The sequence below is a fragment of the Vibrio sinaloensis DSM 21326 genome (assembly GCF_000189275.1).
Taxonomy (GTDB): Bacteria; Pseudomonadota; Gammaproteobacteria; order Enterobacterales; family Vibrionaceae; genus Vibrio; species Vibrio sinaloensis.
The window spans coordinates 121,219-146,884 of record NZ_AEVT01000018.1; the positions used below are offsets into that span (position 1 = coordinate 121,219).

At 46.8% G+C, this 25,666-nt stretch carries 26 protein-coding genes; 20 read left to right on the forward strand and 6 right to left on the reverse strand.

Annotated elements, in window-relative coordinates; all coding sequences use genetic code 11:
- The first annotated feature begins 124 nt into the window (after window positions 1–124).
- The 4 genes from RH45_RS03935 (at window position 125) to RH45_RS03950 (ending at window position 2,868) form a co-directional block, all read left to right on the forward strand.
- Window positions 125–322, forward strand: coding sequence for a PA3496 family putative envelope integrity protein (locus tag RH45_RS03935; protein WP_008074120.1), 198 nt, complete (start codon window positions 125–127; stop codon window positions 320–322).
- Between the two features lie 164 nt (window positions 323–486).
- On the forward strand, window positions 487–696 hold the full coding sequence (locus tag RH45_RS03940) for a DUF3283 family protein (protein ID WP_008074121.1): 210 nt from the start codon (window positions 487–489) through the stop codon (window positions 694–696).
- Between the two features lie 91 nt (window positions 697–787).
- Entirely contained in the window at window positions 788–1,504 is a 717-nt protein-coding gene (locus RH45_RS03945) for a YebC/PmpR family DNA-binding transcriptional regulator (protein WP_008074122.1), read from the forward strand.
- 131 nt (window positions 1,505–1,635) lie between these two features.
- The gene (locus RH45_RS03950) at window positions 1,636–2,868 is read left to right on the forward strand and encodes a lysozyme inhibitor LprI family protein (protein WP_008074123.1); all 1,233 of its coding nucleotides are present in this window, start codon (window positions 1,636–1,638) and stop codon (window positions 2,866–2,868) included.
- 47 nt (window positions 2,869–2,915) lie between these two features.
- Here the strand turns inward: RH45_RS03950 and RH45_RS03955 are convergent, their stop codons facing one another.
- Window positions 2,916–3,152 (reverse strand): DUF2798 domain-containing protein, encoded by a 237-nt coding sequence (locus tag RH45_RS03955; protein WP_008074124.1) that lies wholly within the window; start codon window positions 3,150–3,152, stop codon window positions 2,916–2,918.
- A 57-nt stretch (window positions 3,153–3,209) separates the two neighbouring features.
- Here RH45_RS03955 and RH45_RS03960 point away from each other — a divergent pair, with 57 nt between their 5' ends.
- The 3 genes from RH45_RS03960 (at window position 3,210) to RH45_RS03970 (ending at window position 5,755) form a co-directional block, all read left to right on the forward strand.
- On the forward strand, window positions 3,210–4,130 hold the full coding sequence (locus RH45_RS03960; protein ID WP_174263521.1) for a LysR family transcriptional regulator: 921 nt from the start codon (window positions 3,210–3,212) through the stop codon (window positions 4,128–4,130).
- Between the two features lie 45 nt (window positions 4,131–4,175).
- A complete protein-coding gene (locus RH45_RS03965) occupies window positions 4,176–4,919 on the forward strand; it encodes an SDR family oxidoreductase (protein ID WP_008074126.1) in 744 nt (247 codons plus the stop codon).
- A 239-nt stretch (window positions 4,920–5,158) separates the two neighbouring features.
- A complete protein-coding gene (locus tag RH45_RS03970) occupies window positions 5,159–5,755 on the forward strand; it encodes a Fic/DOC family protein (protein WP_008074129.1) in 597 nt (198 codons plus the stop codon).
- Here RH45_RS03970 and RH45_RS03975 read toward each other — a convergent pair.
- On the reverse strand, window positions 5,752–6,411 hold the full coding sequence (locus RH45_RS03975; protein WP_008074132.1) for a cupin domain-containing protein: 660 nt from the start codon (window positions 6,409–6,411) through the stop codon (window positions 5,752–5,754). The two genes, RH45_RS03970 and RH45_RS03975, sit on opposite strands and share 4 nt — an antisense overlap.
- A 26-nt stretch (window positions 6,412–6,437) precedes the next feature.
- Window positions 6,438–7,205, reverse strand: a complete 768-nt coding sequence (locus tag RH45_RS03980; protein ID WP_008074134.1) for an SDR family NAD(P)-dependent oxidoreductase — start codon at window positions 7,203–7,205, stop codon at window positions 6,438–6,440.
- A gap of 102 nt (window positions 7,206–7,307) precedes the next feature.
- On the opposite strand from RH45_RS03980, the gene RH45_RS03985 reads away from it, so the two are divergent.
- Window positions 7,308–7,655 (forward strand): winged helix-turn-helix transcriptional regulator, encoded by a 348-nt coding sequence (locus RH45_RS03985; RefSeq protein ID WP_008074137.1) that lies wholly within the window; start codon window positions 7,308–7,310, stop codon window positions 7,653–7,655.
- Between the two features lie 34 nt (window positions 7,656–7,689).
- On the opposite strand, the gene RH45_RS03990 is transcribed toward RH45_RS03985, so the two are convergent.
- The 3 genes from RH45_RS03990 to RH45_RS04000 all read right to left on the reverse strand — a co-directional run bounded on the left by RH45_RS03990 (window position 7,690) and on the right by RH45_RS04000 (window position 9,745).
- Entirely contained in the window at window positions 7,690–8,937 is a 1,248-nt protein-coding gene (locus RH45_RS03990; protein ID WP_008074139.1) for a leucine-rich repeat-containing protein kinase family protein, read from the reverse strand.
- 118 nt (window positions 8,938–9,055) lie between these two features.
- A complete protein-coding gene (locus tag RH45_RS03995) occupies window positions 9,056–9,430 on the reverse strand; it encodes a hypothetical protein (protein WP_008074142.1) in 375 nt (124 codons plus the stop codon).
- Between the two features lie 9 nt (window positions 9,431–9,439).
- Window positions 9,440–9,745, reverse strand: a complete 306-nt coding sequence (locus RH45_RS04000; RefSeq protein WP_008074144.1) for a monooxygenase — start codon at window positions 9,743–9,745, stop codon at window positions 9,440–9,442.
- Between the two features lie 131 nt (window positions 9,746–9,876).
- On the opposite strand from RH45_RS04000, the gene RH45_RS04005 reads away from it, so the two are divergent.
- The 12 genes from RH45_RS04005 (at window position 9,877) to RH45_RS04060 (ending at window position 25,334) form a co-directional block, all read left to right on the forward strand.
- Window positions 9,877–10,764 carry a LysR family transcriptional regulator gene (locus RH45_RS04005; protein WP_008074146.1) on the forward strand — a complete coding sequence of 296 codons (888 nt, stop codon included), beginning with the start codon at window positions 9,877–9,879 and terminating at the stop codon, window positions 10,762–10,764.
- A gap of 151 nt (window positions 10,765–10,915) precedes the next feature.
- Window positions 10,916–11,893 (forward strand): LacI family DNA-binding transcriptional regulator, encoded by a 978-nt coding sequence (locus RH45_RS04010; protein ID WP_008074148.1) that lies wholly within the window; start codon window positions 10,916–10,918, stop codon window positions 11,891–11,893.
- Between the two features lie 163 nt (window positions 11,894–12,056).
- Window positions 12,057–13,295, forward strand: coding sequence for a type 2 periplasmic-binding domain-containing protein (locus RH45_RS04015; protein ID WP_008074150.1), 1,239 nt, complete (start codon window positions 12,057–12,059; stop codon window positions 13,293–13,295).
- Window positions 13,296–13,306: 11 nt separating this feature from the next.
- Complete coding sequence (locus RH45_RS04020) at window positions 13,307–14,401, forward strand: carbohydrate ABC transporter permease (protein ID WP_008074151.1); 1,095 nt, start codon at window positions 13,307–13,309, stop codon at window positions 14,399–14,401.
- Window positions 14,394–15,812 (forward strand): carbohydrate ABC transporter permease, encoded by a 1,419-nt coding sequence (locus RH45_RS04025; RefSeq protein ID WP_008074154.1) that lies wholly within the window; start codon window positions 14,394–14,396, stop codon window positions 15,810–15,812. Before RH45_RS04020 ends, RH45_RS04025 begins: the two co-directional genes overlap by 8 nt.
- An 18-nt stretch (window positions 15,813–15,830) precedes the next feature.
- Window positions 15,831–18,173 carry a glycoside hydrolase family 65 protein gene (locus tag RH45_RS04030; protein WP_008074156.1) on the forward strand — a complete coding sequence of 781 codons (2,343 nt, stop codon included), beginning with the start codon at window positions 15,831–15,833 and terminating at the stop codon, window positions 18,171–18,173.
- Window positions 18,166–18,798, forward strand: a complete 633-nt coding sequence (gene pgmB / locus RH45_RS04035; protein ID WP_008074158.1) for a beta-phosphoglucomutase — start codon at window positions 18,166–18,168, stop codon at window positions 18,796–18,798. The genes RH45_RS04030 and pgmB overlap by 8 nt, the downstream gene beginning before the upstream one ends.
- Before the next feature lie 84 nt (window positions 18,799–18,882).
- Window positions 18,883–20,019, forward strand: coding sequence for an ABC transporter ATP-binding protein (locus tag RH45_RS04040; RefSeq protein WP_008074160.1), 1,137 nt, complete (start codon window positions 18,883–18,885; stop codon window positions 20,017–20,019).
- A gap of 180 nt (window positions 20,020–20,199) precedes the next feature.
- Window positions 20,200–21,207 carry an OmpG porin family protein gene (locus RH45_RS04045; protein ID WP_008074162.1) on the forward strand — a complete coding sequence of 336 codons (1,008 nt, stop codon included), beginning with the start codon at window positions 20,200–20,202 and terminating at the stop codon, window positions 21,205–21,207.
- Window positions 21,208–21,376: 169 nt separating this feature from the next.
- Window positions 21,377–22,858 (forward strand): GH32 C-terminal domain-containing protein, encoded by a 1,482-nt coding sequence (locus tag RH45_RS04050; protein ID WP_008074163.1) that lies wholly within the window; start codon window positions 21,377–21,379, stop codon window positions 22,856–22,858.
- The gene (locus RH45_RS04055; protein WP_008074164.1) at window positions 22,852–24,777 is read left to right on the forward strand and encodes an alpha-amylase family protein; all 1,926 of its coding nucleotides are present in this window, start codon (window positions 22,852–22,854) and stop codon (window positions 24,775–24,777) included. The genes RH45_RS04050 and RH45_RS04055 overlap by 7 nt, the downstream gene beginning before the upstream one ends.
- The gene (locus RH45_RS04060) at window positions 24,777–25,334 is read left to right on the forward strand and encodes a sugar O-acetyltransferase (protein WP_008074165.1); all 558 of its coding nucleotides are present in this window, start codon (window positions 24,777–24,779) and stop codon (window positions 25,332–25,334) included. The genes RH45_RS04055 and RH45_RS04060 overlap by 1 nt, the downstream gene beginning before the upstream one ends.
- Window positions 25,335–25,666 lie beyond the last annotated feature (332 nt).

The window sequence follows — 25,666 nt, forward strand, 5'->3', positions numbered from 1 at the left end:
GAAAAATCGATAAGAGTTTCCGAACTATTAGCACAATCACATTCTGGAGCTAAAATTCTTAACAAGGGTTCGTAGATTTTGCTACAGATTAGCTGTCCCTAGCATGGTTTGTTCGGAGGTTTTTATGTCCATTAATTCTATTGACCATGATGAAATGACTAAGATTGCAGATAAGTGGGACTTCACGGAAGAAGTCGAGTCACAAAAACCGGTTAAAACGGTAAAAAGCGCGGAAGCTCGTCGTCGTATCGAGGCTTTGAGAGAGATTCGCGAAAGTGGCTTATCTATTGAAGAGGCAAAGGAACTGGGCTTATTGCACTAGTTGTATTATCTGATCTCAAAATCACTAAGGGTGGCGCTTATGCCACCCTTTATTTTTAACGCTTTTTTGATCTGATCCGCTGCCCTGAGCGCTATTGGTACTCTACATTGCGCTTGGGTGTGGTATATTCCCACTCCATATTTTTACGGATACCGAGCGTTTTTATGTCGATTAACCTTTCAAACCTTCCCGCAGAAGAGAAAAATAAGGTTGAGCTTGATAAGCAAGCATCGTTTATAGTCTGGAAGCTACGTGAAGCGAAAGCTGTACCTGATGAAATTGATCAGGAAGCCGACAAAATTCGAGATGACAGCGAGAAAGCGTTTTTCTTAGAGTCCGTAGCCAAATATAAGCGAGTAATGGGCGTCGCGTGACGCGTCATTTCCTCTGCATGAGTGAGAAATTGAAAAGCTCTCGCTTTTTGCTAAAATCCTTCGCGTTAAATTGAATTAGAGAGACATCCCGATGGGAAGAAGTTTTGAAGTGCGCAAAGCCTCAATGGCGAAAACTGCAGGCGCAAAAATTAAAGTTTATTCCAAATACGGTAAAGAAATTTACATGTGTGCGAAGAACGGTGGCGCTGATCCTGACATGAACTTATCGCTAAAGCACCTGATTGCTAAAGCGAAGAAGGATCAAGTACCAGCACACGTTATCGATAAAGCGATCGATAAAGCGAATGGTGGTGGCGGTGAAGATTACGTTCCTGCGCGCTACGAAGGCTTTGGCCCTGGCGGTACGAGCGTCATCGTTGATTGTCTAACTGACAACGGTAACCGTACTTTCCAAGATGTGCGCCAGTGTTTCGTTAAAACAGGTGCGAAAATTGGTGTTGAAGGCTCTGTTTCACACATGTTTGATCACCAAGCCGTATTCCAGTTCAAAGGCGATGATGATGAAATCATTCTAGAAACGCTGATGATGGAAGACGTAGACGTGACTGACGTTGAACTTGAAGATGGCGTGATTACAGTTTTCGCTCCTCACACTGAGTTCTTCAAAACTAAGACTGCTCTAAACGGTGCGTTCCCAGACCTGACTCTTGATGTAGAAGAGATCACTTTCGTACCTCAAACTCACACGCCAGTTGCGGGTGAAGATGCAGAGAAATTCCAGAAGTTCTTAGACCTTCTTGATGACTGTGATGATGTTCAGCAGGTTTACCATAACGCTGAGCTGTAATCGCTAAAAATTAGATAAACCAAAAAGGGATCGAGTCGATCCCTTTTTTTGTGCGCGCGTGTTAATAATAGCGCTGAGATTAAATTCGCTAGAGCATTCATTCCGCTCATTTTGTGATTGATGGACCAATGATGACTAAATTTCTTCCGCTCGTATTGGGTTGTTGCTTGGCTTTCTCTGCAACTTCCGCTGAACTTGAGCTCGTGACGAAAGCGCAACAACTCTATGAAGCAGGCGATAAACAACAAGCGCAGGCTTTGTTTAATCAGGCTGCTGAATTAGGCAGTGCAGAAGCGCACTTTAGACTCGCCTACCAATACGTATTATCGGATGAAGAGAGCGTCTATCATTTGCAGCAAGCCGCAGAAAATGGTCATCAAGAAGCCCTTAAATACTATTTAGATACGGTCTTTTTCCGCGCGGGCAGTATTAGAATGTCTGACCCTAAAAGCGCATTAGAGACCTACTATAAAGCCAAACAGAAAAATCCCAGTTTGTCCCTGTATGACGAAGAAGAAAAGGTGCAAGTGCTGACCTACGCCGCCGAAGTGCCTGAGCGTGACCACGATGCGTTCTTTAAAACTTATCAGGTAGAAGATGAAGACGGAGATTGGCCCTTCTACGATGTGTGGGAGTTAGCGGAACAAGCGTCAAAAGAGGGAAGTCAGTTTGGTGAACCGGATCCGGAGCTGGTGTTTTGGTTGATCACGCGTGGTGGTGATGTGCCTGCAGAGGTCTCATTTGCGGTTTCCGATTACTATAAGCATTGGAAAAATGATCAAGTGATGCCTTTTAACCTTTGTCATTACGTTACCAGTGGCTCGGGGGCAGGGTATTGCGCGGATAGGGATGCCGTAGTGCAAGAGAAACGTCGCCAGCGTGAGCTTTCTGCAATAAGCAAAAAACTGTCAGGAGAGAACCTCGATCTGCTGAATCTGGCCTATAAAGCGATGGAAGATTTTGTCACGCTCAAGGCGCAGCAAGAAGAAATGCATGGCGGAACGGGACGTACTGCTTGGATAATAGACTCAATTCAATCGCAGAAGGATCTTTATCTTTCTATGCTAGATAGTGCCATTCAGGGCGATATGGAGACCGTTTCTACTCCACTCAGTAAAACCGATAGCCAGTTAAATGCGACATACAAAAAATTAATGATCGCGCTTAAACAACCATCTGAAGACTATGCGATGTCAAAGCCGGAAGTTGATGATGTAAGAGAAGTACAAAGGCGGTGGATTAAACACCGTGACGCGACATGTAACTTAATTGTGTCAGTCGAGCCAAAGTTAAAAGAGCAGTGCCTTAATTGGCTAACGGCTCAAAGAGAGCAAGAGCTGCAAGGTATTATTTTCACGCCGTAATAGCACTAACAAATATGAGAGGGGACTGGAAGTCCCCTTTTTGCTTTTTAAGCCTGCGAGACTGCGTTCGTGCCTGCTAACCAGTGAGACAACTTTCTAATTTGCGGTAAAACAGTCAAGTTAAGGGTTAGGGCTGCCGGCCATGCTAGAAGAAAGCTATCTAGCCAAATCGCAGGCCACTCGTTATTAAAACCCAATTTATAACCAGAAATTAGTCCGGACATAATGACCGCCATTGTGAAAGAAGAAAGCAGTGCAGAGATCCAAAACAGTTTGCGAGTCATCATTTTTCTCCCTAAGGGTTGTTGTTGCGTCTATATTCAGGATATAACCACTCATTAATGAGAAAAATAGTCAGGTTTAGAACTATGAATTCCATATTTGGAAACATGGACGATCTCTACTTATTCTGCTGTGTTGTCGAAGAGGGCTCATTGCTAGCGGCATCGCGGAAGCTTCAACTTCCTGTGTCGACCATGTCACGCCGATTATCTGCTCTAGAATCACGTTTAAACACTCGCTTGTTGGAAAAGCAGGGTAGGGAGTTGGTTGCGACCGCTTCGGGCTTAGAGGCGTTTGAGCGCTTGCGTAGTGGCATGGAATCCGTTGAGAGTGGCTTCGGTCAACTGTTGTCGCAAAGCCAGCATGTGACCGGGTCAATCAAACTCGCGCTGCCGCATAATTTCTATCGTGGATTCGTTGCCGATGTGATTGAAGAGTTTCTCAGCCGTTATCCAGAAGTCAGCATTGATCTGGTTTTAAGCCAAGAGCAAGTCATACCTCAATCAGATAGGGATTTGTTGATGACCTTTGATCTGTCTGAGATGCAAGACATGATCGCTCGGCCATTGTTTGAGGCGAAACATGCTTTTTTCGCCAGTCCGGAGTACCTGAATTCAGTTGGCCGTATTGATTCGCTTGATGACTTAATGCCTCTAAACTGGATAAGTGTTGACCATGTGGTTGATTTGCCAGTGTATGAGGGAGAGCAATTAATAGAGATTATTCACATTAAGCCCCGGCTTGTTGTCAACGATATCATGTCAGTGTGCCGGGCCGTAGAGAACGGGCTTGGGATTGCTTCCTTACCGTTAAGACATGTGCACCAAGAGATGAATGTGGTACGTGTATTACCTCAATATCATCGTAGTGCTCGACAAGCTTACTTGGTCTATAAGCAGCGGCGGTATCAACCTAAAGCATTGACTTTATTGATTGATGCCTTACTCGAAGGGGTGAAAAAAATGGTGCATTTGAAGTAGTTTACACTGTAAAGTCGTTGGCAAAGTTAGGTTAAGGAGAGCCCAATGAACAAAGTCGTTATCGTTACCGGTGGTAGTCGTGGAATTGGTGCCGCGACCAGTCTATTGCTTGCTCAACATGGGTACGCGGTCTGTGTCAACTTCCACAGTAATGTGCAGCAGGCACAAAAGGTGGTTGAAAGCATTGAGGAGCAAGGGGGCAAAGCCTTCGCTTATCAGGCTGATGTCAGCGATGAGAAACAAGTCCAAGCCATGTTTGTGGCAACCAGACAACGATTTGGTACAGTCAGCCACTTAGTCAACAACGCAGGGATTCTTTTTACTCAATCTGAATTGAAAGACATTGACGTTGAGCGCTTTAAGCAAGTGCTCGATACCAATGTGATCGGTTGTTTCGTTTGCTGTAAAAGCTACATCAACCAACTCGATGAAGAAGGCGCAATCCCGGGGGCTATCGTTAATGTCTCTTCCGCCGCGTCGCGAATCGGTGCACCTTTCGAATACGTGGATTATGCCGCTTCAAAAGGTGCGATGGATTCCATCACTAAGGGGTTATCACTGGAGCTCGCTGGCCGAGGTATTCGCGTCAACGGTGTGAGACCTGGCTGCATTTATACCGAAATGCACGCTGATGGTGGTGAACCGAATCGTGTCGACCGATTGGCCCCGAATCTGCCAATGCAGCGAGGAGGCACCCCTGAAGAAGTTGCGCAGTCCATCCTGTGGTTATTGTCTGAAGAGGCTTCTTACGTAACCGGGAGCTTTATTGAGCTAGCAGGTGGTCGTTAGTGCCTTAACCACGTCACGCCCGAAGCCCACAAAGTAGAAGCGGTTTATTTTGTGGGTTACACTTGAGACAGATTTGAAAGCAGAGGTAACTATGTCCAATCCATCTTCTGATTCAACGGCTCGAACGAAAAAGACGTTTACGCCAAAAACAGAAAATTTCAAAGTTAGTCTAAAATATGAAGGCATGTCGCTGAAGGAAGAGAGTGAACCCCGCACGATTGCGGAACTGAAAAGGAAGTATGCGCGATAAATATGGTGTGTATCATGATAAATACTGCTACGCAGGCAGCGATGTCTTAATCAATCTGTTGAACCTGCGCGATGCGGACGAGCTGGCTGAAGCGGAAGTGGCGTTTACGGCAGAGCGGTATCGCACCTATCAAAGTTCGATGAACACCATCGAGCAGTTTTCTTTTTCCCATCTTAAAGATCTTCACTTTTATCTCTTTCAAGACTTGTTTTCTTGGGCAGGAGAAATTCGAGAAGTGGATATATCGAAAGGCGATACCCGCTTTTGTACCGTGCCCAGAATTGAAATTGAAGGACAAAAACTGTTTACGCTTATTCCGCCGCTTGCGGAGATTAATGAGCGCGATGTTTTGATTGAACAGATTGCCTCCCTGTTTTGCGAGATGAACTTATTGCATCCGTTTCGAGAAGGGAATGGGCGTGTGCAGCGCTTTTTCTTTGAAGAGATGCTGTTTGTGCTTGGTTATGATCTCAACTGGCCGGTCATTACCCAGCAACAATGGATAGACGCCAATGTTGCGGGCGTCTATCTGGATCTTGAACCCCTCAAAGCGATTTTCCGGGTGGCTATTTCAGAGCTTGACTAGCCGTGGCCAAGTGGCAGATGGCCTGTTTTAACCCAAATAACGGTTTCTTCTTCAACATAAGGAAAGTGCTCACTCATATGCGGGCTACGTAGCCAACTGCCTTTCGGGTAGCGGCCATGCTCATCGATAAAGCTACCCGATAAGACAAAAATTTCTTCCCCGCCAAAATGGCGATGAGGTTGAAAGCGTTCACCAGCGGGCCACTTGACCAGTGCAACGTGCTCATGTTCAAAATCATGAAGTGGCATCACTTGTAATCCGCCGATACCCGGTAACCAGTCTTGTTGTTTGGTATTGATACGTACCTGTGTTAGGTCATGGCTAGCAAACTGATTGAGCTTAACTAAGATAACGCAACCCTGCTCACTAAACGGTGCATGTTGACTGCCCGGCGGGTTGCGTAAATAGCTCCCCGCGGGGTAGTCGCCATGCTCATCGGAAAACACGCCTTCCAGCACTAAGATCTCTTCGCCGAATGGGTGAGGATGGCTGCTGAATTTAGAGCCTGGTTCGTATCGGACTATGCTCGTAGTATGGCCCGATTCTGCATCTTCTCGTTCTAATGGCTTTCTCCATACCCCCTTGGCTGGGCTGGCAATCCAATCCTGAGCATGAGTATCAATGACGACTCGCTGGTGAAAGTTCATGTTTATCATTTTGTACCTCCTGCCAATGATACCGTTTAGTTTCGGCCGGCGATCACTCCGCCATCTACATCCCAAATTGCCCCAGTGACCCAGCTTGCTTGCTCTGAAAGCAAAAAACAGATCGAGTTGGCGACATCTGTTGCGCTTCCGACTCGACCAATAGGATGAAAATCGTTAAACCCTGCCAGTGCTTCATCAAGTTGGTTTGGTTCAATGAAAGCATTGTAAATCGGGGTTTTTACCACAGCTGGTGAGACAGCATTCACTCGAATACCGCTGTCTGCCAGCTCCATTGCTAAGTGCTGTGTCATGGCATGCAAACCTGCTTTTGCCATTGAATACGCTGAAGAGGGTGTGGCTTTGATCGCTTGCTTCGCCCACATCGACCCTATGTTAACAATACTACCGAATTGGTGCTTGGTCATGTTTCTTGCAACAGCTTGAGTGATCATGAAGGTCGCTCTGTTTAACGCGTGGTAACGGTCGTAATCTTGTTCACTATGCTCGATAAATGGTTTTGGGTTGAAGTAACCCGCGGCGTTGACCAGATAACCAATCGGCTCTGAACAAGCGTCCAACTCTTTAATAAACTCAGTGACAGCTGAAGGGTTGTATAAGTCGACTTGTCGAGCCTTCACTTCGCCATAAGCGGACAACTCGCTGCGCGCTTGCTCAAGTTTGTCTTTGTTGTTTCCTACAATGGTGACGCTGAGTTTATGCTTCAGTAGCTGCTTGGCAGTTTCAAATCCCATGCCGCTAGAGCCGCCGATGATAAGTGCACGATGAGTTAGATGGTAAGTCATTTTGTTCTCCTTATTTTGTTGAGCGTGCTAATATTAGGATTCATCTAACTGTATGAATAGTAAGTACAAATCGGTAGGGTAGGTACTTTTTGGTACATCTTTATGAATAACAAAGAAAAACTTTTTCCACGTAAGAGTGCGCCGCAAAGCAGTGCACGCATGGTGGAAGCGATTTATGGCTGTAAATGGTCACTCACTGTGTACCAACTGTTAGCGGCGGGCATTAATCGGCCAGGAGAAATGGTGCGAAACGTTGATGGCCTATCCACTAAGGTGCTAAACCAGTGTTTAAAGCGCAATGTGGAGTTTGGCATCCTCGATAAAGTGACTTATAACGAGCTGCCGCCGAGGGTGGAATATCAGGTGACGGATTTTGGCGAGAAGTTTCTAGCGATTTTGCAGCAGTTGGAAGCGCTGCAGCATGAGATCGACCGTCACAGTGAGCACTAATGTCGCCATGACATCAGTGCTCTTATGTGGCAGATTAACCCGCGATTAGGGCAAGGTTCTTTAAGCTTTTGTAGGCCGCTGTTTGCGTCTCTATTGGCTTACATACCGTGAGCAAATCATCTATAAAGTGCCCTAAAGCGCGCGCTTCAACCTTGCGAATACCGCGTTGCTGAGATTCGGATAAGTAGTCGTAAACCGACGCAGCTCCAAAATCGCCAAATATCATCTCACCTTGCTCATTGATCAAAACATTATGCGCGTATAGGTCGCCATGACACACTTTATTGTCGTGTAGGTGATTAAATACATCCATCATCTGGTCAACAATCTTTTCAATCTGAGTCACCGATAAGGTGAAGCCTTGTCTAAAAACATCGCGTGTACAGGTTTGCAACGTTGGTGGCAGGCCAAGATTGAAGTAGCTCTCTGGGATAAGCTCCATCACCAAGGCAAGATGATTGTGCTCGTATACTTGAGCGATTGATTTCACAAGGTTGGGGTGATGCCCTGTTTGCAGGCAAGCTTGCAACTCATCGCAAGGGTAACCGTCACTGGTGACCTCTCCCTTGAACACTTTTACTGCAACATTAGCTGGGAAATCGAAATCGGTGTCGAGCCACTTTGCGTGAGAGATCACTCCTGATGCGCCTTGGCCTAAAACCTGATTAAGTTTGTAAGCACTGGAAGCGACTTGTGGGACACTCTCTTCAAGACTAGTCCTTTCACAGAAAGGGTTGCCTGCAAAAGCCATCCACGCCAATTTGGGGAGTTCTAGTAGCGCGGCGGGGAAGCATTCAAGCTGATTAGCAGATAGGCGTACTAGCTCTAAATTGAGCAACTGATTAAAGCTGTTTGGCAACGATTTGAGCTTGTTGCCCGCGAGTGCCAGCTTTTGTAGACGGGGGCGGTAGCCCAAAGATTCTGGTAACTGAGCGATCTGGTTGTCAGTCAGAATTAGCCAGCGAAGCTGCTCGGGCAAAGATTCTTCTGCAACGCGAACAATTTGGTTGCTTTTAAAGCCGACCATCTCCAGTTTCTCACAGCGACCTAATACTAGAGGTAGGTGAGTAAAGCGGTTGTTGGAAGCAAAGATTATTTTGAGTTGTTTTAATTCAGTGAGCCATTGTGGCAGTTCACTTAAAAGGTTGTTTGAAACATCGAGAATTTCCAACGTATCAACTAAAGCTAATATCTCTTGTGGTAACTCGGTTAATTGTTCAGAAAGTTGAAGGTGCTGACTGCCCGCCAGCTCTCCGCTTTTAAGTTGTTCTACTGTATGCAAACTGACTGCCTATGAGTGCTCATGAAAAGGAAAAGAGCGCGTATTCTACGCAGGTTGGCAGTAAAAGGCGAGGTGGGCCTATCTGCACCTATCAAAAGGTGCAAATAGGTATTGGAGCTTATGATTGTTTGAGCCGCTGACGGTAGCTAAGCAAAGATAACAGAGCAAAAAAGGCAGGATCGCTCCACCCGAAGCCGACAAAGATCCCCGTAAATCCAGCGTAGCCCGTTATTACGACACCAAGTAGGTTAGTGACAAGCAGCGCTTTGAGTAGCTGTTGCATTGTCTCTTTGTGCTCTATTGTTCTTAGATAAAGGCTTACTGCCGCTACGCCTCCGAGAAAGATACTTGTGTGTTGGGACAGGAAGTAAGCGTACTTATCGTTAATCTCAACGCCATACATTGGCCACATAACAGTTGGCTGAAAAAACAGTGCGAATGCAAACACAGTGTAGATGCTGCCGTGCAAGGTTAAAAACTGTCTATTCGTCATAGCAGCTCCTTACAGACCAACTGGCCCACGATTGATTTCGGTTAGAGGCTGATTGATGTCAAAAATAACACCACGTACTTCTGGCACGCCCATTTCTTTTAGTCTCGCGGCATGCATGTCTAGGTAGTTTTGTGCGCTGACCTCATCTTGGAAAAGATAGATACCACCGCCTAGCTTTTCTGATTCGTTTTCTGTCCAGATTTTCCACATCATGCCAGGTTCTTGATTAATTGACTCCGCTAGACCAACCAATGCTTTAGACATCTCTGCGCCCATAGGGCCATGATATTGAAAATCGACTTGTAATAGTTTCATCCTAGTTTCTCCAATTGTTGTCTGTTGTGAACGCGCGTCGCTGTTCGATGGAGTTATTGTTGTCTATATAAAATGAACAGAAAAGTTCATAATATTGTGTATTAATGTCTAAAAAACTGACAGGTTGAGTGATGAGACTGAAAAGTACGCTTGAGCAATGGGTTACGCTGAAAGAAGTGGATCGGGCGGGCAGTATTCAAGCCGCAGCTTCGGCTTTAAACAAAAGCCATACCACCTTGATTTACTCGATCAAAAAGCTTGAAGATCAACTGGGCGTTAAGCTGGTGGAGGTGAAGGGAAGACGTGCCACCGTCACAGAGCATGGTCGTTCATTGCTTCGAAGAGCGAGCAGTATGCTTGAACAGGCAAGAGATCTGGAAGACTTAAGCCAACAAATTTCAGCGGGTGTCGAGTCAGAGATTACCGTCGCAATGGATCACCTTTGCGACCCGAGCCTGCTCTATCAACCGATGGCTGAGTATCTTAGTCAAAACAGTATCACTTCGATTCAAGTGGTAGAGACTTCGTTGTCTAAAACGGCAGAAATGGTGACCAGCGAGCAAGCGGATATCGCCATTATTACTTTGCCGATCACCAATTACCCTGCCGAAGCTTTTTCGTTGACGAGTATGTTGCCCGTTGTTTCAAGCAAACACCCACTAGCAGGTCAGAAGCAGGTGTGTATGGCTGATTTTGCCACTCATTGCCAAATTGTCATTCGCGATCTTGGGGCGACTAATATTGATAGTAAAGAGCAAAATGTCGGTTGGTTAAAAGCGAATCAGCGGATAACCGTAGACAATTTTGATCATGCATTTCGAGCGGTGGAGCAAGGTGTCGGTTTTTGCCGTTTACCAGGGCATATCATCAAGCTAAGAAACACTGGTCAGCTTAAGGTGCTTAAAGTTGAGCACAATGAAAGATATCAAGTCCCGCTGCATATTACGCTGCCTAAGGGAGCGAAAACTGGGCCTGCCGCCGTTTGCTTTTATGATTTCTTACGGCAAGCAGTCCAATGAGCGTGTTGCTAAAGTGAGAAAGTTAACTGAACGAGCGAAAATTAACGAATTTGGTTGATGATAATCCTAGTTTACGTAAATGAGCATTGAAATTTTCTTTTCTTACTAGATAATGAACGTAAATTTTACGTTTTGCGGTAGGAGAGCGCGAGTGAGTGCACCAAAAACTGACGCGGAACTAAAGAAAGCAACTATACATGAAGCAGCAAAAATCGCTGGTGTTTCAATTGCTTCCGTTAGTCGAGCCTTAAATAACAAGCCTGGTATTAGCGAGAAAACCAGAAAGAAAATTCTCGATATCTGTAAAGACCTTGGTTATGTTCCAAGCACGTCGGCCCGTGAACTAAGCGGCAGTCATAAGAACACGATTGCGATCTCACTGGGTCCCCATGACTTTTATGCTTCTCGATATCTAGGAATGCTATGGCCTTCACTGTCGGCGGCAATTAAAAACTCAGGTCGAAACTTATTACCTGTGAGTTTTGGTGAAGTGGATTTAGAGCAGGTTGGCGGCGCTGTGTTACTCGGTATTACAAATGATGATGAGCGCATTAAAACTTGCCAACAGTTAGACCTTCCTTTTGTTTGTATTGGCATGAGTGAAGGTTCTTTTTGGGTTGCACCAGATGATTTCAATGGTGGTCGAGAAGCAACGCAACACCTTGTAGATAAAGGGCTAACAGACATTTGTTTCGTTACTCCAACCACTTATGGTGATGGCTATCAGTTCCGTCATCAAGGCTATATGTCTGTGATGGCCAGCAATGCCTTACCTGTTCGAGAGTTACGTACTGGCGCTGATCCTTTGGGAGAAATCGCTGCTTATCGTTACTTTATGACGATGGAGAAAAAGCAGCTTGAGGGTTACCAAGGGTTTGTTTGCGAATGTGATGAGACCGCGCTTGGCGTTATCGCCGCTCTGAAAGACCGAGGGTACGAGCTTCCTCATGATTTCTCTGTAGTTGGTTACGATGGGTTGCCGGGAATTTCTAAAGACTTAACCACCATAGTGCAAGATACCGATAAGATTGCTGCACGCGTCGCATCTATGCTTGAGCAAGCCATTTTACGTGAACAGCCCGTAGGCTCGGTGGTTGCGGTAAACTTAAAATTGGGAAAAACAACGTAAAAATCGATCAAGTAATTAACAAAAACCTCAAAAAGCATGACTTCTGTCATGCTTTTTTTGTTTCCCTGCGTCATAAAAGCGTAATGTGATCAACTTAACGTAAGCGCTTACGTAAATTGCGCATAATACCCTCAGATTTTGAAATGAAGGAATTGAGGGCAACATGAAAAAAACAATATTGGCAGTATCCCTACTTGCTGCCGGCCTATCTACTCAGGCTGTTGCAAAGACCGAAGTAACCATTGCTGGCTGGGGCGGGAACGACGTTGTCGTCCTGAACAAACTGGTCAATGACGTACTGGCGGATGATTTCGCAAAAGCTGGCTTAGAGGTTAAGTACCAAGCGGTAGAAGGTGACTTCTCTCAATTTATTACCAATTCCCTATCCGCTGGTACTGCGCCGGATGCGTTTTACGTTGACGTAGTATTTGCCAATACCTTGGTGAAGTCAGGCAAAGTTGCAGCAAACAACACCGAACTGAATGATTTATCACAGACGCTTATTCCAAGTTTGAACGCCGCATTCACACTCAATGGTCAGCAGTACGGTGTTGCGAAAGACTTCAATACGATCGCTCTACAGTTTAACAAAGATATTTTTGATGATGCCGAAGTTGCCTACCCAACCAATCAGGACTCTTGGCAGGATTTACGTAAAAAGCTTCTGGATGTGAAAGAGGCCTTGGCTGATGAAGTATCGGGAATCTGCGTTATGCCGGATTACGCTCGCTTTGCACCGTTCGCGTTAGCAACAGGTTGGAAGCCGTTCAACGAACAAGGGAAGACGGTACTGGATGACAACTTTGCTCGTGCATTTAACTTCTATACTGGTCTAGTGACAGAAGACAAAGTCGGCATTCTGGCAACGGATTTAGGCCAAGGCTGGGGTGGTGGTTGCTTCGGAACCGAAGAGACGGCGGTGGCCCTGGAAGGCAACTGGATTAGCGGTTATCTGCGTGATAAAGCACCAAACCTGCCTTATGGCACGACCTTAATGCCTAAAGATCCCGTTAGTGGTGAGCGTGGCAATCTGCTGTTTACTGTTGCATGGGGCGTAAACGCAGATGGTAAAAATGTTGCGGCTACGCAAAAAGCGGTCGAAATCCTAACTAGCCAAAAAGCTCAAGAATGGGTTCTGGATTCGGGCCTAGCGTTACCTAGCCGTGAGGCGCTCGGGAAATCGGATTTCTTCGCTCAGAAAACTTCTGAAAGTGAGTTATCTAAGCAGGTATTTGATGGCGCCCTGGAAGGCAACGTTGAGCCCTTTGCATTTGGCGATTATGGCACAGCATGGATGACTCCGATTAATGAAGCATTGAACTCGGTTTTACTTGGCCAAATGACGCAAAAAGAAGCGCTCAAAATGGCACAAGAAAAATACGATGCGTTGATGGCTAAGTAACGGAGCGAGTGATGAACTCTTTACGTTTACGCCAACAAGTCTACGGATGGCTCCTTGCTGGGCCATTTGTACTCACTTTGGTGGTGTTTTTCCTTTATGCATTAGTGCGAACGGTTTACTTCAGTTTTACTGAGTACGACCTGTTCAGCGATGCCATCTGGGTTGGTTTGGCTAACTTTAAAGCGCTATTAACTGACGATCTCTTTCTTCTTTCGTTGGCTAACACCGTGTGGTTTTCTCTGATTGTGACCTGTGTACAAACCGTGTTAGCGCTTGGCTTAGCGATTTTGGTGAACTCTAAAATTCGTGCGAAAAGCTTTTTTAGAACGGCGTTTTACTTGCCAAGTATCTTATCGAGTGCGGCTGTCACTTTGATCTTCATTTGGTTCTACCAAAAGAACGGTTATCTGAACGGCTTTGTCACCGATGTCGTGAACCACTACCCACACTTGAGCTGCTTTGTGCTTGTTGCTGTCGCAACTCAGTTTGTATTGGTAACGAAAGATCGTTTGAAAGGCTTACCGGTTGGCTGGTTGGATCCTGCGTGGGGCATTCTTTCTTTCATCGTTGCGGGTGTGGCGACATTTGTGGCTAGCGCTATGGGCTGGGTTGAAGTCACTAATCAAGTTGTAGAAGTGAACTGGCTAAACACCCGTGATCATGTCGGGCCAATGCCTCTAACGCTTTGGGCAATCGTGATTCAGAACATTTACACCACCATCCCGACTTTCATGTTGCTATTCCTAGCAGGCTTGCAAGGCATTCCAGGAGAGCTTTACGAAGCGGCGCACATTGATGGTGCGAACAAGTGGCAACAGCACTGGAACATTACGATTCCTCAGTTAGCACCAGTGACGTTCGTCGTCGTGACTTTCTCCATCATCGGTACGCTACAAATGTTTGACCAAGTGGCACTGCTTGGCTCAGCAGCACCGCTTGAATCACGCATTACGCTGGCTTACTACGTTTACCACAATGCGTTCCCACCAGGTGGCACGCCACAAATCGGCATGGCAAGCGCAGCGGCACTGGTATTGGCGTTCATTACTTTGGCAGTGGTGTATCTGCAGAAAATCTTTGGTGTAAAGGAGAAAGCAGATGGCTAACCCGATGTCAGCAATGAATCACCAAGATGCTAAACCAATGGCATCAATGGAAGAGATTTCCAAGTTTCAAGCGCGCCGCCGTTGGGCGAAAGTGGCTTGGGTTTACAGTGCGTTGCTACTGGTTGCGACTGTCATGCTAGGTACTTTCGTGGTGGCTTTCTTAGCGAGTTTGAAAGATGACCCATTAGAGCAGCCATTTAAGTTCAATTTTGCTCAGGTTCAACCCAGTAACTGGGGCGCGGCTTACCAACTCGGTAAAGAAGGTAACGATGCGCCAATGTTCGGTGGTTTTGCACCGGGTGCAGAAGTGAACTTCACCGTCACTTACGCGGTGGAAGATGGTAAAGAGCTGACAGTCCCTGAGATTGAAGTGCCACGCCGTCGTCCAGGTACAGGCATGGCTGCGGCTATCGTGACCGACTTTGCTGCCGATTACGCGCAAGTCAGCGAGCCAGTGCTGGTAGACACTAACGACAAGGTGACGTTTGTAGAAAAGCGTGGTCGTCGCGAGCTGACCAAACAAGGCCACAGCCAAACGTGGGCATTTTCCATTAAGTATCAAGGGCAAGGTCCTGAGATTGCAACGCTGCCACTAACGGTAGAAGCGCCGCGCGGCCAAGTGCTGCTTGATAGCACGCTAGCACCAAGCAAGATGGAGCGTCGTGGTCGTGTCGCGGCATGGGATAACGCCGCGCCGGGTGTGATTGGCTACGTGTTTAAGTCTTACGTTCGCGTGTACACCGAGTCGGTGAGCCTAGATACAGGTAAGAGCTTGTTCATGAGCTGGACCATCAACTCGTTCTTCATCGCGATTGGTAAGGTGCTGCTGACATTGTTCTTCGCTTGTACGGCGGGTTACGCCTTAGCAAGACTGAAGTTTACGGGGGCTCGTGCTGTGTTTGCTTTTATGTTGTTCAGCATGATGATTCCGGGCCAAGTAACGTTCATCTCTAACTACTTAATTTATAAAGATATCGGCTTATTGAACACACCATGGGCGGTCATCACTGCGGTCGTTGCTTCGGGTCAGGTTCTGATCATGAAACAGTTCTTCGAGAACATTCCGAAAGAACTGGAAGAAGCCGCAATCGTCGATGGCGCAAGCCCGGCTGTGATTCTTTGGAAGGTATTTATGCCATTGGCGAAGCCAGCCATCTTGTCGGTCACCATCCTTGGTTTCCAAGGTGCTTGGAACGACTTCTTCTGGCCGCTTGTGGTCATTAACAGCCCAGCTGATGCGTTCACGCTTCCTGTTGGTCTATTGAGTTTACGTAACGCTTATGGCGTAGCAGGTGACTGGAACCTGATCTTGGCGGGGGCTTTCCTGTCAACAATCCCAGTACTGATTGTATTTATGGTTTTCCAACGTTACTTCGTGGGTAACGACATTTCTTCCGCTGTTAAAGGTTAAATTTCGGGGATATTTAAGATGTTTATGAACTACAACGCTGGTCAAGGCGAACTTAAAAACTGGATCGTTGAAGAGACGGCGTTTGACTCAGCTTTCCAAGGTAAATGTGAAGTAGTAATGAGCCAAGGAAATGGCTACATGGGCGCGCGTAGTGCAACGGAAGAAAAATACGTGGGACAGGTTCGCAACCTTTTCGTTGCGGGAACTTACAATAAGTTTGATGCAGACGAAGTCACCGAGCTGCCAAACTCTGCAGACATGAGCGCGATTGAAATCTTCATCGATGGTCGCCGTTTCCACCTAGAAACCGGTGAAGTGAGCAACTACTCTCGTCGCCTAAACGTGAAAAACGGTGAGCTAATCCGTGAATTCACATGGACAAATAACGAAGGTAAGAGCTTTGAGATGCGTTTCCGTCGCTTCTTCTCGCAAGCCAACCTTCACCTAATGGCATTTGACGTTCAAGTAAAAGCACTGAACAGCGATGCGAAAATCGAAATCCGCTCTGGTGTGGATGCGCAGCTTTCTAACTCAGGTGCACAGCACTTCCACGAAGGCGAAAAGCGTATCTACGACAAGCGTTTTATCGAGCTGCTACAACACACAACAGAGAGCAAAGTAGACTTTGTATTCCTAACGTCTCACCGCTACCTTGTGGATGGTCAGGAAACTGAAATTGACCCAGGTCTGCAAATGGACCGTCGTAAAGTATGGCTAAACATTAACTACGACTTGAAAGCGGGTGAAACGTTCGGCACAGAAAAAGTCGGTGTGGTGCATACCTCTCGCGACAAGCAATTCGATGTGGAAGGTTACGAGCTTCAGGCGCTGCGTGACCACGCTCTGACGAACTTAAAAACTAATGCTGACCGCAGCTTTGATGAGCTTCTAGAAGAGAGCGCTGCAGAGTGGGACAAGCGTTGGGCTGGCATGAACATCACCATCGGTGGTAGCGACTTCGACCAACTTGCGATTCGTTTTGCTCAATACCAACTGAACATCTTTACGCCAATGCATGACTCTCGTTTCGGTATCGGCGCGAAAGGTCTCTCTGGCGAAGGCTACAAAGGCCACTCGTTCTGGGATACAGAAGTCTTCATGCTGCCGTTCTTCATCTACACGATGCCAGAGGTCGCTCGCAGCCTACTTGAGTACCGCTTCAAGACACTAGACGGCGCTCGTAAGAAAGCGAAAGACAACGGCTACATTGGTGCACAGTTCCCATGGGAGTCGGCTTTAACGGGTGAAGAGGTCACGCCTGTATGGGGTGCAGTAGACATCATCACGGGTAAGTCGACCAAGATTTGGTCTGGCTTTATCGAGCAGCACATCACGTGTGACATCACTTACGCATTGTGGCAGTACTACCAAATCACTGGCGATCAGAAGTTCATGGACGACATGGGCTACGAGATCATGTTCGACACAGCAACGTTCTGGACAAGTCGTTTAGAGTGGCTTGAAGACCGCAACATGTGGGGTATCTGTAACGTAATCGGCCCTGATGAGTACAAAGAGCACATCGACAACAACGCCTTCACCAACTACATGGCGGTAGAGAACATCAAACTGGCGATTCGCTACTTTGAAGATCTAGAAACGTCGAACCCAGAGCTACTGGCTAAGCTGTCTGACAAGCTAAATCTAGTGGAAGCGCGCGAGATGTGGCTAGAGCGAGTAGACAACATCTACCTACCTCAGCCACGCGCGGAAGATAAGGTTATCCCACAGGATGACACTTACCTACAGAAAGAAATCATCGACCTGACAAAGTACAAAGAGCAGCCATTCGTTGGTGGTCTGTTCCAAGACTACAACCTAGAGCAGGTTAACGACATGCAGGTGTCTAAGCAAGCCGACATCATGGTTTTGTTCCTTCAGCAAGAAGATAAGTTCGACCTAGAAACCAAGCTAGCAAACTGGAACTACTACGAGCCGAAGACGCTGCACGATTCATCGCTAAGCTTGTCTACGCACTCGGTATTGGCGTCAGATGTGGGTAACCCAGAGCTGTCTTACGACCTGTTCCAACAAGCGGCGTCTATCGACATTGGTCAGAACATGAAGAGTTCGGATCACGGTATTCACGCGGCGTCGATCGGCGGCATGTGGCAGTGTGTGGTTTACGGTTTCGGCGGTGTTCGTATGCTTGGTGGCAACCTGCGTATCAACCCTAACCTTCCTAAAGAGTGGGATAGCCTGAACTTCCCAATCTACTGGAAAGGTGAGCGCCTCGAAGTGACCGTTGACCAAGAGCAAGTTCGCATCGAGCGTCCGGAGTTCAGCGGCCAAGCGTTAAACATCGAAGTGGCGGGTGAGCCACGTGTTATCGATTCAACAGAGGTGACGTTCAATGTGTAAGGCATTCATTTTCGACCTAGATGGCGTTATCACGGATACGGCTGAGCTGCACTATCAAGCGTGGCAGCGTATGGCGAACGAAGAAGGTTACTACTTCGACCGTGAAATCAATGAGCAGCTACGTGGCGTGTCTCGTCAAGCGTCTCTGAATATTATCTTGAACGGTAAAGAGATCAGCGAAGAGAAGTTTGCTGAGCTGATGGAGCGCAAGAACGATTACTACGTGGATTTGTTGAATACGATTTCTGCGAAAGACGTTCTACCGGGTATTGAGCAGTTCCTACTTGAGCTAAACGCACGTGGCATCAAAGTAGCACTGGCATCAGCAAGTAAGAATGCTCGTCCTATCTTGCATCGTCTTGGCTTAACACCGCTGTTTGATGCCATTGGCGACGGTTGGTCAGTCAACCGCTCTAAACCTGCGCCAGACGTGTTCATTCATGCGGCAGGTCAAGTGGGTGTAAACGCTGACGAGTGCATCGTGGTTGAAGATGCCGAAGCAGGTGTAGACGCAGCAAAAGAAGCGGGTATGCGTGTAGTCGGTATTGGACCTAACGACCGTGTTGGTCATGCAACATGGCGTTTCGAAGATACCGCGCATATGAAGTTGGCAGAGATACTGTAATTCGCACTGAGAGTAACCAAAGGGGCAGCTTGCCTGCCCCAATTGCGCCCCAACCGGCGATTGAAATTAAATGTAGGTAGCACAATGGCACGCTTAGAACTGAAGAATATCAATAAAATTTACCCAGACGGTGCGCACATCATCAAAGACGCCAATCTTGTTATCGAAGATGGTGAGTTCACCGTTTTCGTTGGTCCATCTGGTTGTGGTAAGTCGACCATGTTGAGGATGGTTGCGGGATTAGAAGAGATTTCTTCAGGCGAAATGTGCTTAGACGGCGAAGTCGTCAACAACCTGTCACCTACCGATCGTGGGATTGGCATGGTTTTCCAATCTTACGCACTCTACCCACACATGACGGTAGAAGAGAACATCGCATTTGGTCTAAAGCTCGCTAAAAAACTGAGTGCCGATGAGATCAAAAAAGCCGTAAAAGATGTCGGCGACATGCTTGAGCTGACAAACCTGATGAAGCAGAAGCCAAGCCAGCTTTCAGGTGGTCAGCGTCAGCGTGTGGCGATCGGGCGGGCGATTGTTCGCAATCCCAAGCTGTTCTTACTGGATGAACCGCTCTCAAACTTAGACGCATCTTTACGTGTTCGTATGCGCTTGCAGTTGGCGGAGTATCATCAAAAACTCAAATCCACCGTGATTTACGTGACGCACGACCAAGTTGAAGCGATGACTTTGGCAGACAAAATTGTCGTGTTACGAGATGGTGCGATTGAGCAGGTTGGCTCTCCGCTTGATCTGTACTACTTCCCGAAAACGCTTTTTGTCGCTGGTTTTATAGGCTCGCCAAAAATGAACTTGTTACCAGCGACCTTAGTTTCTGCCACGGAAGACAAAGCCCAAGTTGAAGTGGGTGATTACACCTTCGAAGCTGAAGTGAATGCGCAAGGTGCTACACAAGGCGCATTGATGACATTGGGTATTCGACCAGAAGACATTCACCTTGATGAAAAAGGGGTCGGTGTCATTGTTGAAGGGTTAGAGCGCCTAGGCACGGAATCGCTACTTTACACAACGCTTGTCCGCGGCGGTCAAGAGGTGTTGGTACGCGTACCAGGTACCGTGCATGTCGAAGTCGGTCAGCGTTTGAACATCCGTATCCCCGCTGAAAAATGTCACCTATTTAACAGCAAAGGTAAAGCCTACGAGCGCGGCCATACCCTTGATGACTTAATTACGCTGCCACCTCAGGTGCAGCAAGCGAGTTAACCGCTCTCACTCTTAATACTAAAAATAATAAAAAAGCCCACCATGAGGCGGGCTTAAGGATTACTGCGCTCAAAATTCGGGTTGCAGCCCGTTTGAGCGTGACATTAACGCCTGTTGCAGCAGGCATCAAATTGCTCCCCAGAGGGGCGACAGTAACAATGTGATAATAAGGTAATAATCATGAAAAAAACAGTAGTGGCATCTTCTGTACTTCTTACTCTTGCGTTTACTAGCGCGGCGTTTGCTAACGAAAAAATTTCAGCAGAAGACGCAGAGCTTAAGTCGAAGTTAACCGCCCTAGAAGGCGAATACTCGAAAGCAGAGCTGCTGACGGCTCTTAATGCTGAGCCAAAAGAGGACAGCAAGTTGCACGGTACAATCGGCACCAATATCGAGATTGAAGAGTGGAGTGGCAGCAACTCACGTGGCGAGAGTTGGGAAGGCGGCAAAGTGAAGTACTCGCTAGCCAACGGTAACTTCCGCCATGAAGATTTGCCTGGTGTAGATTTTGGTTTCTACATGGCTCGCGAATTCAATTACAACGGCAGCTTGTTCAGCGCTGACTATGATGGTGTCAATGATATTACCGAAATCTATCTAAACAAATCTTATGGCATCGAAAACGGCAATATCGGTTGGGGAGTGAAATACGCTCAAGAAAGTGCGGATAAACGCAGTACTCCAGAAGCGAAAGTGTTTGGCTCGTACCAAATTAACGATTGGTTAGATATCCACGGCTACGGCTTGTATCACGTCGAAATCAAACAGAATCTTGGTAACTTTGATTACTGGGAAGTAGAGCCAGGTTTAGGCTTTAAGATCGCCGACAACATGGGTGCTTGGCTTAACTTCCGTTATCAGCAAGGGACTTGGGATGAGAAAGGTGTTTCAGAAAACAACGTTGAAACAGAAACCATCATCAAGCCAGGAATGTGGTACAGCTTTGGCAAGTTAGGTACGGCGTTATTTGCAGAAATTGGTGCGTTTGAAAACGAAATTGGTGCTACAGGTAAAAAGCACAAAGAAGATTACGTGAAAGTCGGAGCTTCCGCTAACTACCCACTGACTAAAAACTGGCGCATCTTTGGTGAAGTGAGCTACAAGACCGTGGACATTGAGTACACAGATGGTGCAACGGGTGATAACACTCTGCCATTTGGTCTGATCGGTGTGAACTACAGCTTCTAATCGCGCAAGATCCCCTCCTTGGTCGCAAGGAGGGAACCCCACTCTTTTTCAATGTTTCTAGTTTTGGACCAGCATTGGCAGCGTAGCGTCCGTTTTGGGAGCCTGTTCAGGCTCCATTTTTTATCGCTTTCAAACCTAGAAATATTCACAACAACATTGGAATTGGCTTATGAGCGAACAGTATCGCCCTTTATTGCATATGACGCCTAACTCAGGTTGGATGAACGATCCAAATGGATTGGTGTTCTTCAATGGTGATTATCACCAGTTTTATCAGTATTACCCGAACGACATGGTTTGGGGGCCGATGCATTGGGGGCACAAAACCAGTAAGGATCTCATTAACTGGCAAGAACATGAGCCAGCTTTGTTGCCCGATCAATCTGGCATGTGCTTTTCGGGCAGTGCGATCGTTGATTGGCATAACACCTCAGGCCTTTTTGAAACGGGTAAACCAGGCTTATTGGCGTTCTATACGTCGTTCATTCAACCTAAAGTGACACTGGCTGATGGCACTGAAGTTGAAAACCCAATTCAGCAGCAGTCTCTCGCTTATAGTCAAGATGGGATGACTTGGAAGAAGTTCGCCAACGGCGCACCGATCATTACAGCACGTGGTAATCCAGATTTTCGAGACCCTAAGGTGATTTGGCATCAGCCAAGCCAAGCTTGGGTGATGGTAGTGTCTTGCGGTCAACATATCGAGTTCTACCGTTCGACCAACCTTTTAGACTGGCACTTGGTAAGTGAGTTTGGCTACCGCCACGGAGCGCACAGCAAAGGGCCTTGGGAGTGCCCCGATTTGTTTGAACTGCCGATCGAAGGCTTACAAGAAACGCGTTGGGTACTGGTGGTTGGTATTGGTGAGGGGGCGCACTGTGGTGGCGCAGGTACGCAGTATTTCATTGGTGACTTTGATGGCGAAACCTTCACAAATCACAATCATCCAGAGACGTTACTGTGGCTCGATTTCGGTCGTGATTATTACGCGACTCAGTCATTTTCTGATATCCCTGCGGAAGACGGCCGCCGTATCGTCAGTACATGGATGAGTAATCATCAGTACTCCCTTGAGCTACCAACTCAAAAGTTCCGCAGTTCGATGACGATGCCTCGAGAGCTCTTTCTGTTTGAAGGGAAAGCAGGGCTACGTGTTGGACAACGCTTTGTGAGAGAGCTTAATCAGGCGTTAAGTCTGGATGTGCAAACGCCAGAGCCAAGTGACGAACAAGCGATCAGTATTTATAGCCTGAAAGAAGTCATGAAGTTCAGCGCTGATGTGACGTTACAAGATAGCCAAACGTTGCACTTGAATGTCTACCAAGATAATCCCGCTTACTTTGAGTTTATTGGTGTTGAACAAGGTGTAGAAGTGCGTTCAGTGCGTCGCGGTCAGTTTGGTACTGAACGGATTGATCAACACTTCCCGCACGACTATCGCGTCACCTTACCGATTGAGAATGAATTCCAAATCGAAGTGTTGATTGACAAAGGCTCAGTTGAGCTACTGATTAACGCAGGCCAGTTCAGCTTTACCAACCTTGTTTACGCCAAAGAGACGCAAGCCAGTGTTGCTGTGAGCGTTGACAGCGGCTCGCTAGCCCTGCGCAACGTTCAAGTATCTAGCTTGGCAGGAGAGAAAACATGTTAAACGAATTACAAACTAAGCAAGCATTGCAACAAGTGCTTGATTCAGTAGAGCTGCCAAAGCTGACCAAGAAAGATGAGAAGGTGTTTCTTGAGCGTCTGGCGCAGCACTTTCCATCTTTAATTGGGCAGCTGCACACGCTTTACGGTGAACGTTATGACTTCTTTTTGTATTTGCAAAAGCTGGTGGTAGTGCTTGCCAAAGCCTTTGCAGGTCGTAAGCGTAAATGGAAAAATCTGGATGAAAAACGCCTGAGCAATCCAAGTTGGTACCGCAGTGAAAAAATGCTCGGCATGGCGGTGTATGTGGACTTGTTTGCCGGTGACTTGAAAAAGCTGCAAATGAAGATCCCATACCTCAAGTCTCTGGGTATCAACTATCTTCACCTGATGCCGCTTTACAAAGCGCCGGAAGGGGACAGCGATGGTGGTTATGCCGTGTCGGACTACCGCAAGGTGGACCCTAAGCTGGGTACGGAGAAAGATCTGGCTCAGCTGGCAGAGGCATTGAGTGATGAAGGCATCAGCCTAGTGCTGGATTTCGTGTTCAACCACACCTCAGATGAACACCAATGGGCAGAGCAAGCACGTAAGGGCAATCCTGAGTTTAAAGATTTTTATTACTTCTTCACCGATAAGCAAGAAGTGGAAGAGTACAACCAAACCTGTCGCGAGATCTTCCCAACCGTTCGCCGTGGCAGCTTCACTTTCTTAGAAGATGTAGAGAAGTACGTCTGGACAACCTTCAACAGCTTCCAATGGGATCTTAACTACTCAAACCCGGCGGTGTTCAATGCAATTACCGATGAGATGTTGTTCCTTGCCAATATTGGTTGTGAAGGATTACGTCTTGATGCGCTGGCGTTTATTTGGAAAGAGAAATGGACCCAATGTGAAAGCTTGCCAAAAGCGCATACTCTGATTCAGTGTTTCAATACCTGTTTGCAGATTGCAGCACCTGCCGTTTTATTCAAATCTGAAGCGATTGTGCACCCGGACGAGGTGGCACAGTACATCGACAAACAAGAGTGTCAGTTGTCCTACAACCCACTGATGATGGCGCTGATGTGGGAAAGCTTGGCAACACGTGAAACCAAGCTACTTACAGCATCTCTAAAGAAAAGTTTTGAGATTTCAGACCAATGTTCATGGGTGAATTACATTCGTTGTCACGATGACATTGGCTGGACGTTTGATGATGCAGTCGCTGAGCAGCTCGGTATTAATGGCTATGAGCATCGCCGCTTCCTAAACCAGTTCTACACTGGCAAATTCGACGGTTCATTCTCTCAGGGTGTGCCATTCCAAGAAAACCCAACTACGGGTGATTGCCGAGTATGTGGCTCTTTGGCCTCTCTTGCTGGGCTAGAAAGAGCGATAGAAGCGGATGATTCACAAGCGATTGAGCACGCATTGAAGCGTATTCGTCTGCTTAATAGCATCAACTTGAGCATAGGTGGTATTCCGCTGATTTATCAGGGGGATGAGCTAGGTATCTTGAACGATCACAGCTACTTGAATGATGAGTTTAAACGCGAAGATGCACGCTGGGTAAACCGTCCTCAAATTAGCCCACAAGCGGTCGCATTGGCAGAAACCAAAGGCAGCTATCAGCATCGCATCAACCAAGATCTTAAACAGATGATAGCACTGCGTAGAAATCACCCTGAATTTGGGAATGCCAAGACAGAGATTCTAGAAACTTATCGTTCGCAACTTTTTGCTTACTGCCGCACTAACGCAAAGGGTGAGCAACTTCTCGCTCTCTGTAATTTCGCTGAATCCACGCAATCAATTCCGGCGTCGATATGCGATATTTTGGGCTCAAGACGACCTCGAGATTTACTGTCGGGTAATCAACTGGTTGGTGAAGATATTTTGCTAGCAGCCTATGATGTGCTGTGGTTAAAGGTAACTGAGTGATGAGAAGCGAAAAAGAAAAAATGCTCGCAGGTGAGCCATACGATGCATGGGACAAGCAGTTGTACAGTGAACGTGTCGAGTGTCGCAAGATAATGCAAAAGCTGAATAACAGTATTCCTGATACAGACGAGTGGCGACAGGCGATCGATGCCTTAATTCCAGGCTCTGAAGGAGCGTACTTGGAGCCGCCATTCCGTTGTGATTATGGCTCTAACATTAAGCTAGGTAAAAATTTCTACGCTAACTTTAATTGCGTAGTACTCGATGTGGCAGAGGTTCACATTGGTGATAATGTCTTGTTTGCACCTAATGTTCAGATTTACACCGCAGGCCATCCGCTTGATGTGAAAGGTCGCGTCGAAGAGGGGGTTGAATTTGGCCACCCGATCCACATTGGTGATAATGTGTGGCTCGGCGGTGGTGTGATTGTTTGCCCAGGTGTGACGATCGGAGAAAATAGCGTGATTGGAGCAGGTAGTGTAGTCACTAAAAATATCCCGGCAAATGTTGTTGCCGCTGGTAATCCGTGTCGAGTAATTAGAAATATTGATAATTAATATATTTAGCTGATTGGTATTTATTGACTATATTGAATATTACCTAACTAATTAGGAGGTAATATGAAAGGGTTGATATTAACAGTAGCAATTTTATTTTCTCCTTTGCTTGTTGCGGGAGAAAGCTCTTCATCTAACTCGGATCGCTTTGTTATCTGTTATTTGGGTGGTAACGCGATAATGCTGCAGCCTAACATGTGCTTAGCGAAGGGTGGAATCAGAGGGAGTTAATCTTTTGTTGTAGTAAAAAGGCCGCATAGACGGCCTTTTTTATTATTTAATTAAAGGTTTACCTAGTTGTAAAATAATAACGAAAGCGCTATCTATAATAA

Excerpts from the sequence above, each read along its gene's own strand:
- RH45_RS03965 (WP_008074126.1), top strand. The coding sequence starts at position 4,176 with ATGAACAAAGTCGTTATCGTTACCGGTGGTAGTCGTGGAATTGGTGCC.
- RH45_RS03975 (WP_008074132.1), bottom strand. The coding sequence starts at position 6,411 with ATGATAAACATGAACTTTCACCAGCGAGTCGTCATTGATACTCATGCT.
- RH45_RS04060 (WP_008074165.1), top strand. The coding sequence starts at position 24,777 with ATGAGAAGCGAAAAAGAAAAAATGCTCGCAGGTGAGCCATACGATGCA.
- RH45_RS03950 (WP_008074123.1), top strand. The coding sequence starts at position 1,636 with ATGACTAAATTTCTTCCGCTCGTATTGGGTTGTTGCTTGGCTTTCTCT.
- RH45_RS04000 (WP_008074144.1), bottom strand. The coding sequence starts at position 9,745 with ATGAAACTATTACAAGTCGATTTTCAATATCATGGCCCTATGGGCGCA.
- RH45_RS04045 (WP_008074162.1), top strand. The coding sequence starts at position 20,200 with ATGAAAAAAACAGTAGTGGCATCTTCTGTACTTCTTACTCTTGCGTTT.
- RH45_RS04050 (WP_008074163.1), top strand. The coding sequence starts at position 21,377 with ATGAGCGAACAGTATCGCCCTTTATTGCATATGACGCCTAACTCAGGT.
- RH45_RS03970 (WP_008074129.1), top strand. The coding sequence starts at position 5,159 with ATGCGCGATAAATATGGTGTGTATCATGATAAATACTGCTACGCAGGC.
- RH45_RS03985 (WP_008074137.1), top strand. The coding sequence starts at position 7,308 with ATGAATAACAAAGAAAAACTTTTTCCACGTAAGAGTGCGCCGCAAAGC.
- RH45_RS03945 (WP_008074122.1), top strand. The coding sequence starts at position 788 with ATGGGAAGAAGTTTTGAAGTGCGCAAAGCCTCAATGGCGAAAACTGCA.
- RH45_RS04040 (WP_008074160.1), top strand. The coding sequence starts at position 18,883 with ATGGCACGCTTAGAACTGAAGAATATCAATAAAATTTACCCAGACGGT.
- RH45_RS03935 (WP_008074120.1), top strand. The coding sequence starts at position 125 with ATGTCCATTAATTCTATTGACCATGATGAAATGACTAAGATTGCAGAT.
- RH45_RS04020 (WP_008074151.1), top strand. The coding sequence starts at position 13,307 with ATGAACTCTTTACGTTTACGCCAACAAGTCTACGGATGGCTCCTTGCT.
- RH45_RS03980 (WP_008074134.1), bottom strand. The coding sequence starts at position 7,205 with ATGACTTACCATCTAACTCATCGTGCACTTATCATCGGCGGCTCTAGC.
- RH45_RS04005 (WP_008074146.1), top strand. The coding sequence starts at position 9,877 with ATGAGACTGAAAAGTACGCTTGAGCAATGGGTTACGCTGAAAGAAGTG.
- RH45_RS03955 (WP_008074124.1), bottom strand. The coding sequence starts at position 3,152 with ATGACTCGCAAACTGTTTTGGATCTCTGCACTGCTTTCTTCTTTCACA.
- RH45_RS04030 (WP_008074156.1), top strand. The coding sequence starts at position 15,831 with ATGTTTATGAACTACAACGCTGGTCAAGGCGAACTTAAAAACTGGATC.
- RH45_RS04015 (WP_008074150.1), top strand. The coding sequence starts at position 12,057 with ATGAAAAAAACAATATTGGCAGTATCCCTACTTGCTGCCGGCCTATCT.
- RH45_RS04025 (WP_008074154.1), top strand. The coding sequence starts at position 14,394 with ATGGCTAACCCGATGTCAGCAATGAATCACCAAGATGCTAAACCAATG.
- RH45_RS03940 (WP_008074121.1), top strand. The coding sequence starts at position 487 with ATGTCGATTAACCTTTCAAACCTTCCCGCAGAAGAGAAAAATAAGGTT.
- RH45_RS03960 (WP_174263521.1), top strand. The coding sequence starts at position 3,210 with ATGAGAAAAATAGTCAGGTTTAGAACTATGAATTCCATATTTGGAAAC.
- RH45_RS03995 (WP_008074142.1), bottom strand. The coding sequence starts at position 9,430 with ATGACGAATAGACAGTTTTTAACCTTGCACGGCAGCATCTACACTGTG.
- pgmB (WP_008074158.1), top strand. The coding sequence starts at position 18,166 with ATGTGTAAGGCATTCATTTTCGACCTAGATGGCGTTATCACGGATACG.
- RH45_RS04055 (WP_008074164.1), top strand. The coding sequence starts at position 22,852 with ATGTTAAACGAATTACAAACTAAGCAAGCATTGCAACAAGTGCTTGAT.